Consider the following 13,668-nt stretch of genomic DNA (forward strand, 5'->3'; position numbering starts at 1 on the left):
ATATTCGAGAGCACCTTTTGCTTGGGCGATGCTAAGGCAACCACCGAGATCAACGCCAATCGGGATGACCCATGAAGCTCGACAAATTTCCGCGCTACAAGCTGACCTTCGGCCCGACGCCCATCGAGAAGCTGGAGCGGCTGTCGAAGCATCTCGGCGGCCAAGTCGAGATCTATGCCAAGCGCGAGGACTGCAATTCCGGCCTCGCCTATGGCGGTAACAAGCTGCGCAAGCTCGAATACATCATCCCCGACGCGATCGCCTCCAACGCCGACACGCTGGTCTCGATCGGCGGCGTGCAGTCGAACCACACCCGTATGATCGCCGCAGTTGCGGCCAAGATCGGCATGAAGTGCCGCCTGGTGCAAGAAGCCTGGGTGCCGCACGAGGATGCCGTCTATGACCGCGTCGGCAACATCATGCTGTCGCGCATCATGGGCGCCGACGTGCGCCTGGTCGACGACGGTTTCGACATCGGCATCCGCAAGAGCTGGGAGCAGGCGATCGACGAAGTGAAGGCGGCGGGCGGCAAGCCTTACGCCATTCCCGCCGGCGCTTCCGTGCACAAGTTCGGCGGTCTCGGCTATGTCGGCTTCGCCGAGGAGGTGCGCCAGCAGGAAGCCGAGCTCGGCTTCAAGTTCGACTACATCATCGTCTGCACCGTGACCGGCTCCACCCATGCCGGCATGTTGGTCGGCTTTGCAGCGGATGGCCGCGCCCGCAAAGTGATCGGCATCGATGCCTCGTTCACGCCCGCGCAGACCAAGGCGCAGGTGCTCGAGATCGCGCGGAACACCGCTGAGCTCGTCGAGCTCGGCAAGGAGCTGGTCGCCGATGACGTCGTGCTGATCGAGGACTACGCCTATCCCGCCTATGGCGTGCCGTCGGAAGAGACCAAGGAGGCGATCCGCCTCAGCGCACGCCTCGAAGGCATGATCACCGACCCCGTCTACGAGGGCAAGTCGATGCAGGGCCTGATCGACCTCGTGCAGAAGAACCATTTCGAGAAGGGCGCGAAGATCCTGTACGCCCATCTCGGCGGCGCCCCGGCGCTGAACGGATATGCCTACGCGTTCCGGAACGGGTGAGTGAAGGCGTAGCTTTCGCGCATCATACACCGCTGTCGTCCCGGGCAAGCGTAAGCGCAGGCCCGGGACCCATACGCCGCAGCAGTCGTTTTGCGAAGACTCGTGGTCGCCAGCCTGCCGTACCCACACCGGCTTGTGGTTATGGATCCCGGATCTGCGCGCGCTTTAGGCGCGCTTGTCCGGGATGACGTGTTGAGAGAATTGAGCGCACCAGCGCCCTACCGCGTCCTGACGATCTGCAGCAGTTCGTCGCCGTAATGCTCGAGCTTCTTGTCGCCGATGCCGGGGACGTTGCGGAGTTCGTCGAGAGTGGTTGGCCAGGCCCGAACGATGCCGTCGATGGTGGCATCGTGCAACACCACATAGGCCGGAACGCCGCGCTCGCGGGCGATCTCTGAACGCCAGGACCGCAGCCGCGCGCGCAGTTCGGGATCGACATCGCCTTGCGGCGCGCCGGCGGCAGGCGCGAGATCTCCGCGGCGCGATTTGCCGCGGCTGGCGCGAACGCGCGTGCCGGGCGTCTCCTCGCGCAGCCACACTTCCGTCTCCCCGCGCAGCACGCCGCGCGCGCTCTCCGTCAGCTTCAGCGCGCCATAGGCTTCGCTGTCGCTGTGCAAATGCCCCATCGCCACCAGCTGCCGCAGCACGGTGCGCCACTGCTTTTCGTTGAGCTCGCGCCCAATGCCGAACACCGACAATTTGTCGTGGCCGAACTGCGTGACCTTCTCGGTCAGCCGTCCGACCAGCACGTCGATCAGGTGCATCGCGCCGAACCGCTGGCCGGTACGATAGACGCAGGACAACAGCTTCTGCGCCAGCACCTTGCCGTCGCGCATCTTCGGCGGCGTCAGGCAATTGTCGCAGTTGCCGCAATTCTCCGCGGTCACCGCCTCGCCGAAATAGGCGAGCAGCCGGCGGCGCCGACACTGTGCGGTCTCGGCCAGGCCAACCAGCGCATCGAGCTTGCCGATCGAGACCCGCTTGAACTCGTCGGAGGCGCTGGACTCGTCGATCATTCGGCGCTGCTGCACGATGTCGGAGAGCCCATAGGCCATCCAGGCCGCCGACGGCTTGCCGTCACGGCCGGCGCGGCCCGTCTCCTGGTAATAGGCCTCGATGCTTTTGGGCAGGTCGAGATGGGCGACGAAGCGCACATCGGGCTTGTCGATGCCCATGCCGAAGGCGACGGTCGCCACGATGACGATGCCGTCCTCGTTGAGAAAGCGGTCCTGGTTGCGCGAGCGCACCTGGCCGTCGAGCCCGGCGTGGTAGGGCAGCGCCGCAATGCCGGCGTCCTGAAGCGCGGCGGCGACCTCCTCGACGCGGTTGCGGGACAGGCAATAGACCACGCCGGCATCGCCCGCATGCCGCTCCCGAATGAACTCCTTCAGCTGCGAGACGGCATTGCGCTTGTCGACGATCTCGTAGCGGATGTTGGGCCGGTCGAAGCTCGATACGAATTGCGGCGAACCCGCAAGCTGGAGCCGCTCGACGATCTCCTTGCGCGTCAATTCGTCGGCGGTCGCGGTCAGCGCAATGCGCGGCACGTCGGGAAAGCGTTCGGCGATGATCGAGAGACCGACATATTCGGGGCGGAAATCATGGCCCCATTGCGAGACGCAATGCGCCTCGTCGATCGCGAACAGCGCCACCTGGGCCTGCGCCAGCAGCGACAGGCAGCGCGGCGTGACCAGCCGTTCCGGCGCGACATAGAGCAGATCGAGGTCGCCCGCGAGCAGGCGCCGCTCGATCTCGGAGGCTTCCTGGAACGACAGTGACGAATTCAGCGCGGCGGCGTTGACGCCGGCTTCAATCAGCCCGGCGACCTGGTCGCGCATCAGCGCGATCAGCGGCGATACCACGATGCCGCAGCCTTCGCGCAGCAGGGAAGGAAGCTGGTAGCACAGCGATTTGCCGCCACCGGTCGGCATCAGCACCAGGCAATTGCCGCCCTCGGTGACGTGCCTGATAATCTCCCCCTGCGCACCGCGAAAACCGGGCAGGCCGAACACCGAATGCAGCACCGACAGCGCATCGCGGCCGTTGGCCGGCGCAGGCAGCGGAGCGGTAGAGGAAGCGGACATGGGCGGATAGAACCAGGGCCGTGGGATTCGTCACAAGGCCAGTCGCATGCTGGCGCGGGCGTGGCAAGACTGTTTGCGCGGCTAGGCGCTGCCTTTCCCTCTCCCCTTGCGGGAGAGGGTGGCTCGCCGCGCCGCGCCGCGGCGAGGCGAGGCGGGTGAGGGGTTCTGTCCTCGAACGCAGACGGGAGTTTGAGGAAACATACCCCTCATCCGGCGCTTCGCGCCACCTTCTCCCACAAGGGGAGAAGGAAGAAAAAGAAGCTACGCCCCGATTCGTCGCAACGCCTCCGCGACCGTTACGATCGGCATGTTGCGCTTTCCGGCCGCCTCCAGCGCATGACGCATCAGATCCGGGGTACAGCCATAGGGGCTCGGGGCGAGCGCGACGTCATGGCCGTAGAAGATCAGCCATCCGCCGCTCGCGACGGCCTCGTCGAAATAGCGATCGACGCCCGCTCGATCGATCTCGCGATCGACCAAGGGCGAGGCGCGCAGGAACTGGAGGTCGATGACGTCGCTGTTGACGCCGGGGAGAATGCCGCGCGCCGAACGAAAGGCCTTGGCGAGCTGCGGCTTGCGCCAGACCGAGGCGATCCCATAGGGATAGGCGAAATTCTCCAGATTGATCGAGGAATCGATCGCACGGAAATAGGCCCGGTTCTGCTCGATCTCGCGCGCCATCGCGACCTCGTCGAGATCGGCCGAGCTCTGATGCGAAAAGGTGTGGCAGGCGATCTCGTGACCGGTGCGGTGAAGCCGCACGATCGCGTCATCCGACAAGCCATGCCAATGGTCCGACGGCTGACCGATCAGGCTGCCGGCGAGATAGAACGTGCCGCGGCCGCCGTGCTGCTCCAGAAGTGCGGCGCCCTCACCTGCGGCGCTGTCGGGGGCATCGTCGAAGGTGAAGCTCACGATCGGCGCATGCGCAGGCAGCCGGTGCGGCGCGGCGCGAAAATGCCGGGCCAGCCGATTGCTCACGCGTCCCTGGAGTGCCGACCACACGACTTAGGCTTCCCGTGATGACGTATTTCCATACTGAAACATTCGCGCGCCGGTTGAGGCAAGCCTAACGCCTGGGTAATCCTAACGCGGAACCAACATCCTTCGGCTGACGCGCAGGCACCGACGCATCGGCTTCCAAGCTGAGATATTGCAACCAGTTGCGGAAAAGCACCGCGGCCGCGCTGCCGGCGCCGATATCGGCGCGCAAATTCAAGCCCGGCAGCTCGTTGGCCAGCGCCGGATGGCGCTGGTGCGCCGCCTTCCTCTCGAAGCGAACCAGCCTCTCTTCCGTCGCTGCGTCAAAATAGCTCACCGGCAGGCGCGGATAATTCTCGCGCTCCCGCGCGAGATAGCGGCCGATGTCGCGCAGATATTCACGCTGCAGCGACAGCGCGTCGTATTCCGGGTGGCCCTGAAAGAACACGAAGCGGCTGGCATATTGCCGAATGAAAACATCGACGCCGGCCTCTGCCGAACGTGTCAGCACCTGATAACCGGCCTGCACCAGATCGCTTTCCGCGATCTCGTTCAGGCGTGAATGCGAGACCTTCAGCGGCGCCGGCGCGGCGCGCGTCAGGGAATCGCTCGTCACGGCCTCGCAATCGAAAATGCCGTGGCATTTGGCCGGCAGCCGTCGCCTCGCGATGCCGTCGAGATGCAGCACCGCCGCATGCGCGGCCAGGCACGACCAGATCGTCGAGCGCGTGTTGGCTTTGGCCCAGTCGATCAGCTCGGTGAGGTCCCGCCAGTACGGCTCCTGGTCGAGCTCGGCCGCGACGGGCTCCGCACCCGTTACGATCAGCCCATCGAATTTCTGCTTCTTCAGATCGGAAAGATCCGAATATTCGCTCTCGACATGCCATTTCGCTTCCTGCGACCGCTTCACGCTGGGAAGCGAGAAGCAGTGGAAGCGGATGCGGCAGGAGCCCGCTGCGGCCTGCAGCAGCTTCATGAACTGCCGCTCGGTCGCCTTCAGCGCCGGATCCGGCATGTTGTTGACGAGCCCGATCGTGAGCTCGACGCCATGGCCACGCGCGAGATCGCGCTCGGTCGGCACCAGCGCCGGGCTCGAGATGACTTGATCCCTGTCGATCAAGATCGTCATGGGCGCGGCCGCCTACTCCGCAGCCTCGAGGCGCGCTGACCGGCAGGCCTTGTCCAGCGCCTGGTCAATGTCCTCGATGATGTCGGAGATGTGCTCGATGCCGATCGAAAGCCGGATGGTTTCCGGCAGCACGCCGGCGACACGCTGCTGCTCGGCCGACATCTGCCGGTGGGTGGTCGAGGCCGGATGACAGGCTAGCGACTTGGCATCGCCGATATTGACGAGACGCGTGATCAGCTTCAGCGCATCGTAGAAGGTCTTGCCGGCTTCCATGCCGCCCTTGATGCCGAAGGTGAACAGCGAGGAGGCATTGCCATCGAGATATTTCTGCACCAGCGGATAATAGGGGCTGTCGGAAAAGCCGGTGTAGTTGACCCAGGCCACGCGCGAATCCTTGCGGAGGAATTCGGCGACCTTGCGGGCGTTCTCGACATGACGCTCCATGCGCAATGCGACGGTCTCGATGCCCTGGAGCAGCAGGAAGGCGTTGAACGGCGACAGCACCGATCCCATGGTGCGCTGATAGACGCTGCGCGCCCGCTCGATATAGGCGGTGCGGCCGAAGCGCTCGGCATAGACGAGGCCGTGATAGGAGGCATCCGGCTTGTTGTAGGCCGGGAAGCGCTCGGCGTGCTTCGCCCAGGGAAAATTTCCGGAATCGACGATGGCGCCGCCCAGCGTGGTGCCGTGACCGCCCAAAAACTTGGTCAGCGAATGCACGGCGATGTCGGCGCCGTAGTCGAACGGCTTGAGCAGGATCGGGGTCGCGACCGTGTTGTCGACGATCAGCGGCACGCCATGCGCATGCGCGATCTTGGCGAGCGCCTCGATGTCGCAGACATTGCCGGCGGGATTGCCGATGGTCTCGGCGAATACGGCGCGGGTGTTCTCGTCGATCAGCTTCTCGATCGCCTCGGGCTTGTCGCTCTCGGCGAAACGGCCGGTGATGCCCTGCCGCGGCAGGATGTGCGAGAGCAGCGTATGCGTGGTGCCGTAGAGCTGCGGCACGGAAACGATGTTGCCGCCGTGATCGGCGACGTTGACGAAGGCGAAATGCAAGGCTGCCTGACCGGTCGCGACCGCGAGCGCGCCGACGCCGCCTTCGAGCTGCGCAATACGCTTCTCCAGCACGGCACTGGTCGGATTGGCTATGCGGCTGTAGCGATAGCCTTCGGCCTCGAGATTGAAGAGCGCCGCGCCGTGATCGGCGCTGTCGAAGGCGTATGCCGCCGTCTGGTAGATCGGCACGGCAACCGCGTGCGTGGTCGCTTCGGGCTCGTAGCCGGCGTGAATAGCGATCGTCTCGTTGCGCATCATGCCACCTCCGCGTGGTGCGGGCCGCACTTATTGGCCTGGAATGAGGCATGTGCGTTGTCCGCCGTCCTCGTGTTAGAGGCGGGTGGTAAAGCGGACAATAATTCGCTTAGAGATCGAGGAAGTAACCCTAATGCTTGTCGACAAATTGGCCGGAATTCGGGTTAAATTGCATTAAGCAAACGCTGCGAGGCGAGACGCCCTCCCCCGCAAGGAGAAAGGGCGCCATCACCATCGCTGCGATCGCTCTCTGTCTCAGCCCATCCTCTCCCACAGCCGATGCGAGAGCACGCCCGCGCGTTTCTCGATCGCGGCCGCGGCATCGAGCGCGAGATCCTCGCGATAGCGCCCGGCGATGAGCTGCACGCCGATCGGCTTGCCGTCGTGCAGGGCCACCGGCACCACGGCGCCGGGAAGGCCCAGCACGTTGATCGCGGAGATGAAGCGGATCTCCCCCCAGAAGATCTCGCGCACGCGTTCGGGGCTGACGGTGTCCTCACGTGGGCCCGGCGTCGGCTTCACCGTGGTCGGCGCCAGCACGATCGGATACTCCTCGAAGAACAATTGCCAGGCGCGGATATGGCCGTTGCGCGCGGCGGTCGCCTGCATCCAGGCCTTGAGATCGAGCACGTTCGCCTTGACCTTCATGCCGCCCCAGGCCTTGTGAAAATCCTCGGACGTGACCTTCAGCATGCCGGCTTCCTGCATCACCACGGTCTCGTTGGTGATGATGTCGCACCAGGTCTGCCAGACGCCGTCGATGTCGGGCACCTCGACCTCGCTGACGCGGTAGCCGGAACGTTCGAGATGATCGGCGGCCTGGCGCAGCGCCGCCGAAACGGATGGATCGACGTCCATATCGTCGGGGATCTTGGCCAGCGCCACCTTGATCGGCCCCTTCGGTTTCTCGCCGACCAGCGGCGCCGGCACCCACCAGGGATCGCGCGGATCGCGCTGGCTCATCACCTCCAGCGCAAGGCGAACGTCGGCCACGTGGCGGGCGAGCGGCCCCTGCGCCGACATCAGATGCGCGAGCATCGGCCGCTCGGCCGTCGCGCTCGCATTGAACGCGGGGATGCGGCCCTGCGTCGGCTTGATGGTCGCGACGCCGTTGCAATGCGCCGGCCAGCGCAGCGAGCCGCCGATGTCGTTGCCATGGGCGATGGTGCCGATGCCGGCGGCGACCGCCGACCCCGCACCGCCCGAGGAGCCGCCGCAGGTGATATCGGGATCCCAGGGGTTCAGCGTCAGGCCGTGCAGGGGATTGTCGGTGAAGCCGCGGAAGGAGAATTCCGGCGTGTTGGTGAGCCCGATGACGATCGCGCCGGCCTTCTTCAGATTGCGCACCACCGGCGCATCCGACGGCGCGATCAGGTCCTTGTTGGCGGGAACGCCGTTGAAATTCGGCCGGCCTTCGTAGTCAACGTTCTCCTTGATCGTGATCGGCACCCCATGCAGAAGACCGAGCGCACCACCCTTGGCGCGCTGCTTGTCCGCGGCGTGCGCAGCCTTCAATGCCTCTTCTGAGAGATCGACGACGACCGCATTCAGCTTCGGATTGACCGCGCGCATCCGCTCCAGATGCGCCTCGACCGTCTCGACCGCGGAGATCGCGCCGGAGCGGATCGCGGCTGCGGTCTCGACAGCCGACCATTGCCAAGCCGGTCCCTTGGGCCGGCGTGCGGCGGTCGATTTACGCGGAGCCGCTTGCTTGACCGTTCTCTTCGCGGTTTTCGCGACGGCGCCCTTTCGGGCAGCACTGGTCTTGTTCGATGATTTCGCCGATGTCTTCGCTGCAGTTCTCTTCTTGGCTGCCGCCTTCTTCGCCACGTCGCATCTCCCAAAAATTGCGCCGCGGAGGTTATGGACGTCACGCGACCATGTACAGGTGCGTTTCTGCATGGCGCATTGCCGCAACGCTCTATCACGATCGCCGCCTATATAACCACTCTCCTATACCGGCGGCGGATTGAGTCGCGCAAAGCCCTCCTGGATGCGATAGGGGTAATAGGGATAAGGCGGCATCACCGCGCTGACCTCGTCAAGCCGCCCGATCTGATCCGGACTCAGCGACCATCCGACGGCGCCGAGATTGTCGCGCAACTGCGCCTCGTCGCGGGCGCCGATGATCACGGAGGAGACCGTCGGGCGCGACAGCAACCAGGCGATTGCGACCTGCGGCACGGTGCGGCCGGTCTCGGCAGCAATCGCGTCGAGCACATCAACGATCGCGTACAGGCGCGCATCGTCCACGGGCGGGCCGAACTGCGCGGTGGCGTGCAGGCGACTGCCTTGCGGCAGCGGCTGGCCGCGCCGGATCTTTCCGGTGAGCCGGCCCCAGCCCAACGGGCTCCAAACCAATGCGCCGACGCCCTGATCGCGCGCGAGCGGCATCAGCTCCCACTCGTAGTCGCGGCCGAGCAGCGAGTAATAGACCTGGTGCGCGACATAGCGTGGCCAGCCATGCCGGTCCGCAATGGCGAGCGACTTCATCAACTGCCAGCCCGCGAAATTCGAGACACCGACATAGCGCAGCTTGCCGGCACGCACCAGCGCATCGAGCGTGGACAGCACCTCCTCGATCGGCGTGAACGCATCGAAGGCGTGGAGCTGAAACAGGTCGATCATGTCGGTACCAAGCCGTCGCAGCGCTGCATCGACCGAGGCCAGCAGCCGCTGTCGTGACGAGCCGGCATCGAACGGGCTGTCGCCCATCGGCAGGCTCATCTTGGTCGAGATCAGCACCTTGTCGCGGCGGCCCTTGATCGCAGCGCCGAGGATCTCCTCGGAGGCGCCGTTCGAATAGACGTCTGCGCTGTCGAACAGATTGACTCCCGCCTCGAGGCAGATATCGACCAGCCTGCGGGCCTCTTCGATGCCGCTGCGTCCCCAGGCCGAGAACAGCGGGCCTTGGCCGCCGAACGTGCCGGTGCCGAAGCTGAGGACCGGGACCTTCAGCCCGGAAGCGCCGAGATTGCGATAGTCCATGACCGCTCTCCTATTCCGCCGGGCATGCCGCAACGACGGCCGGCCTGCGGTCGAGCTGAAGGCTCCACAGGGCCAGCACGAGGCCGATCGCGGTGATGCCGGCCGCAACCAGCGGCAGCGCGGAAAGGCCGAACCCGCGGTCGATGGTGACGCCGCCGGCCCAGGCGCCCAGCGCATTGCCGAGATTGAAGGCGGCAATGTTGAGGCTGGAGGCGAGCGTGCGCCCATGGGGACCGGCAGCTTCCAGCACGCGAAGCTGGAGGGGTGCGACGGTTGCGAAAGCGGCGACGCCCAGCAGCAGGATCAGCATGACCGCGGGGATCTTGACCGACAGCACCGCGGCAAGGCCGAGCAACACGATGGCGAGCGCGGCGAGCGTGCCGATCAGGGCGCGCGCAAGACCGCGGTCGGCGAGCTTGCCGCCGGCGACATTGCCGATCGCGAGCCCAACGCCGAACACCAGCAGGATCGGCGACACCGCGGCCTCCGAAAAGCCGGTGAAGCGCGTCAGGATCGGCTGGATGTAAGTGAACACGACGAACAGGCCGGCGAACCCGAACACGGTCATGGCAAGGCCGAGCAGAACCTGCGGACGGCCGAGCACCGCGGCCTCGTCGGCGAGCGAGACCGGCCTGTCGCCATGGCCGACATGACCGGGGACGAGAACAGCGACCACCGCGAATGAAACCACGCCGATGACCGTCACCGCCCAGAACGCCGCGCGCCAGCCGAGCATCAGGCCGAACCAGGCGCCGAAGGGCACGCCCAGAAGCGTCGCGACCGTCAGGCCGATGAACATGGTGGCGATGGCGGAGGCGCGCTTGTCCTCGGCGACGAGGCTGGTGGCGACGACCGAGCCGACGCCGAAGAACGTGCCGTGGGCGAGCGAGGTCAGCACCCGCGCCGCCATCAGCAATTCGTAGTTCGGCGCCAGCGCGCAGGCCGCATTGCCGAGCGTGAAGATCGCCATCAACGCCAGCAGCACTGTCTTCCGCGGCATTCGCCGCATCGCCAGCGTCAGCACCGGCGCGCCGACGAAAACGCCGAGGGCATAGCCGGAGATGAGCAGCCCTGCGACCGGCACCGAGACATGCATGTCGGCCGCGACCTGGAGCAACAGGCCCATGATGATGAATTCAGTGGTGCCTATGCCGAAGGCACCGGCGGTGAGAGCAAGAACGGCGGGAGGCATGCGTGGCTCCAATGGATGAGACGAGCCACGCAGATAGCGGTCCTGCCGCAAAACCATTAGAATGTCCGCAATCCAATCATTTGTGACGTGAATTCAAATATGGCCCGCTTCGACACCAACCGCGCCGCCGAGATGGAGGTGTTCGTCCGCGTCGTCGATCTCGGCGGTTTCACTCAGGCCGCGAGAAAGCTGCGCCTGACCCCGTCGGGCGTGAGCAAGCTGATCTCGCGGCTGGAGGCGCGCCTCGGCGCGCGGCTCGTCAACCGGACCACGCGGAAGCTGACGCTGACGGAGGAAGGCCGGGCCTTCTACGAGCGCGCTGTGCGTATCCTCGCCGAGATGGAGGAGGCCGAACGCGAGGCGGCATCAGGGGCGACGCCGCGCGGCCGCCTCACGGTAAACTGCAACATTCCCTTCGGCATGCTGCATGTGATGCCGTTGATCCCGCGTTTTCTGAAGCAGCATCCCGATGTCACGCTCGATCTCGTGTTGACCGACACGCTGATCGACCTGATGCAGGAGCGCGCCGACGTCGCCATTCGCGTCGGCCCGTTGCGGGCATCGCGTCTGATCGCGCGAAAACTTGGCACCAGCCGCATGGTCGTGGTCGGCGCGCCGGACTATCTCGCCCGCTGCGGCACGCCGAAGATACCGGCCGATCTCGCCGAGCACCGCGGCATCGGCTGGACCTTCCCGCGCAGTATCCGCGGCTGGCCGTTCAAGCGCGGCGACCACACCGAAGAAGCCATGCCGCCGCCTGTCGCGCGCGTCAGCGACGGCGAAGCCGCCCGCCGCCTCTGCCTCGGCGGCGTCGGTCTCGCCCGCCTCGCCCTCTTCCACATCGGCCCCGACATCGAATCCGGCCGTCTCGTCCCGGTGCTGCAAAACTACAATCCCGGCGACCGCGAAGACGTCCACGCCGTCTATGTCGGCCACACCGCGCCGCTGCCCGCGCGGGTGCGCGCGTTCATCGATTTTCTCGGCGAGCATGTGCGGGTGAGCGATCCCGGGCTGAAGCGGACGGGAGATGGCAGGTGGAGGGTGGCGGGATGAGGCTGATGGCGGAGGGTGCAGAAGACAATTCGACGCCGGCTTGGCAAGCCGAAGCAAACGGCAACCATGCCGCCTTCGCCCTGCGGGCTTCGGCGCGACACTCTTGCGAAAACTGCATTTGCGGAGCACTGGCGGAGAGAGTGTCCGAGAAGGCCTTCATCAGGACAGTTCGCTTTCGTTCGCCACAAGTCGCTAACCCCCGACCCACCAAGGCATAATCTCTCCAAACCCGATCGCGCAAGTTCGCTGCCCGTCACCTGAATTCCGTCCCGCTATATGGGTCCGAATATGGGCACGAAGGTTAGCGGATGGTCCGGATAAGACAGCTCTCGGCGTTGAAGGTGAAGCAGAATCTCGAACCTGGAATGTACCCGGACGGTTTGGGACTTTACCTGCAAGTTGGCCCTGGCAATGCCAAGAGCTGGATCTATCGATACCGAACCAATGGCAAACTCAGGGACATGGGGCTTGGCCCTGCACACTCTGTCACGCTCGCCGAAGCGCGCGAACGGGCGGACGAATGCCGGAGGGCTCGACAGGCTGGCCTCGATCCAATCGAGGAACGGCTAAAGAAAAAGCAGGCGGCGCACGCGACGGCAGCACACGCCATTACATTCCAAGAATGCGCGGCAACCTACATCGAATCCCACCAAGCGGGTTGGAAAAACACCAAGCATGCGGCGCAGTGGACCGCCACCCTTCAAACCTACGTCTATCCGGTCTTCAAAAACACCCCCGTCGCAGATATCGACCGCGAACTTGTACTCAAGGTATTAAGGCCGATCTGGAACGAAAAGACGGAGACAGCGGTTCGTGTGCGGGGTCGCATCGAGAAGGTTCTCGATTGGGCTCGGATCAATGATTACCGACATGGAGAGAACCCAGCGCGCTGGAAGGGTTTCCTCGACAATCTCTTGCCCCGAAGGGCAAAGGTGGCAGCTGTAAAGCACCACGCCGCGCTCCCATTCGGCCAATTACCCGCCTTCATGCGCGACCTTCGTGATGAAGCTTCTGTTGCGGCGCGAGCCTTTGAATTTTGTATCCTGACTGCGACCCGTACCAACGAGACGCTCGGAATGCGATGGGATGAAATTGATGAGGCCGCGGGTCTCTGGACAATTCCAGCGCAGCGTATGAAAGCCGGACGCGATCATCGCGTTCCCCTAAGTAGGCGAGCTCTGGCGATCCTCACCGAAATGAGGCAGATCAGAATGAGCGACTACGTCTTTCCGGGAGGCAAGGAGCGCCGTCCACTTAGTGGCATGGTTTTCTCGATGAAGCTTCGTCGGTTGAAGAGAACAAATGTCACGGCGCATGGTTTCCGCTCGACGTTTCGCGATTGGGCGGCCGAACAGACCGACTTCCCGAACGAAGTCGTCGAAATGGCTTTGGCTCACACAATTTCGAATAAGGTGGAAGCCGCTTACCGACGCGGGGATCTATTCGAGAAGCGACGACAGCTTGCCGAAGCTTGGGCTGCCTACTGCGGCGGCCAGTCTAGCGACGAAGTTCAGGTCCACCGAGCGCTTTGACGTCACCAACTCAGCAGACGAAAAGCCAATCGCCGATAATCGCCGCGGTTCATGGCCGCTATATCGCGAATTCCCCAATGAGGTGGATCAAACTGAGAGAACCCATGCCTGACAATCAAACAGCACACGTTGCGGCTGTATCAGTCAAAGATTTTGCAAGATGGGCCGGCATAGGCCTAACGACCGCGTGGAAAGAAATTCGAGAGGGGCGCCTACGAGCCGTGAAGGTCTCGCAACGTACCATTATAATTCTCGACGATGCACAGCGATGGCTCGAAACTAGACCCGCCCTTCAGCCGCGCTCCGC

The 13,668-nt window shown here is 64.5% G+C and carries 10 protein-coding genes; 3 read left to right on the forward strand and 7 right to left on the reverse strand.

What is annotated here, in order from left to right; all coding sequences use genetic code 11:
• Positions 1–71: 71 nt before the first annotated feature.
• Entirely contained in the window at positions 72–1,088 is a 1,017-nt protein-coding gene (locus SE92_RS21640) for a 1-aminocyclopropane-1-carboxylate deaminase (RefSeq protein ID WP_063198209.1), read from the forward strand.
• Between the two features lie 218 nt (positions 1,089–1,306).
• On the opposite strand, the gene recQ is transcribed toward SE92_RS21640, so the two are convergent.
• The 7 genes from recQ to SE92_RS21675 all read right to left on the reverse strand — a co-directional run bounded on the left by recQ (position 1,307) and on the right by SE92_RS21675 (position 10,776).
• Entirely contained in the window at positions 1,307–3,172 is a 1,866-nt protein-coding gene (gene recQ / locus SE92_RS21645) for a DNA helicase RecQ (protein WP_063198210.1), read from the reverse strand.
• 261 nt (positions 3,173–3,433) lie between these two features.
• On the reverse strand, positions 3,434–4,177 hold the full coding sequence (locus tag SE92_RS21650; RefSeq protein WP_063198212.1) for a polysaccharide deacetylase family protein: 744 nt from the start codon (positions 4,175–4,177) through the stop codon (positions 3,434–3,436).
• Between the two features lie 64 nt (positions 4,178–4,241).
• Positions 4,242–5,282, reverse strand: coding sequence for a homoserine O-succinyltransferase MetA (metA, locus tag SE92_RS21655; protein WP_063198214.1), 1,041 nt, complete (start codon positions 5,280–5,282; stop codon positions 4,242–4,244).
• A gap of 12 nt (positions 5,283–5,294) precedes the next feature.
• Entirely contained in the window at positions 5,295–6,596 is a 1,302-nt protein-coding gene (locus SE92_RS21660; protein WP_063203687.1) for an O-acetylhomoserine aminocarboxypropyltransferase/cysteine synthase family protein, read from the reverse strand.
• Positions 6,597–6,851: 255 nt separating this feature from the next.
• Positions 6,852–8,426, reverse strand: a complete 1,575-nt coding sequence (locus SE92_RS21665; protein ID WP_063198215.1) for an amidase family protein — start codon at positions 8,424–8,426, stop codon at positions 6,852–6,854.
• Positions 8,427–8,549: 123 nt separating this feature from the next.
• A complete protein-coding gene (locus tag SE92_RS21670) occupies positions 8,550–9,584 on the reverse strand; it encodes an aldo/keto reductase (protein ID WP_063198217.1) in 1,035 nt (344 codons plus the stop codon).
• Between the two features lie 10 nt (positions 9,585–9,594).
• Positions 9,595–10,776 (reverse strand): MFS transporter, encoded by a 1,182-nt coding sequence (locus SE92_RS21675; protein WP_063198219.1) that lies wholly within the window; start codon positions 10,774–10,776, stop codon positions 9,595–9,597.
• Positions 10,777–10,875: 99 nt separating this feature from the next.
• Here SE92_RS21675 and SE92_RS21680 point away from each other — a divergent pair, with 99 nt between their 5' ends.
• Together SE92_RS21680 and SE92_RS21685 are read left to right on the forward strand one after the other, a co-directional pair.
• Positions 10,876–11,829 carry a LysR family transcriptional regulator gene (locus SE92_RS21680; protein WP_063198220.1) on the forward strand — a complete coding sequence of 318 codons (954 nt, stop codon included), beginning with the start codon at positions 10,876–10,878 and terminating at the stop codon, positions 11,827–11,829.
• A gap of 308 nt (positions 11,830–12,137) precedes the next feature.
• Positions 12,138–13,361, forward strand: a complete 1,224-nt coding sequence (locus SE92_RS21685) for a tyrosine-type recombinase/integrase (RefSeq protein ID WP_063198222.1) — start codon at positions 12,138–12,140, stop codon at positions 13,359–13,361.
• Positions 13,362–13,668: the final 307 nt, after the last annotated feature.

The organism is Bradyrhizobium sp. AT1 (genome assembly GCF_001590795.1).
Classification (GTDB): Bacteria; Pseudomonadota; Alphaproteobacteria; order Rhizobiales; family Xanthobacteraceae; genus Bradyrhizobium.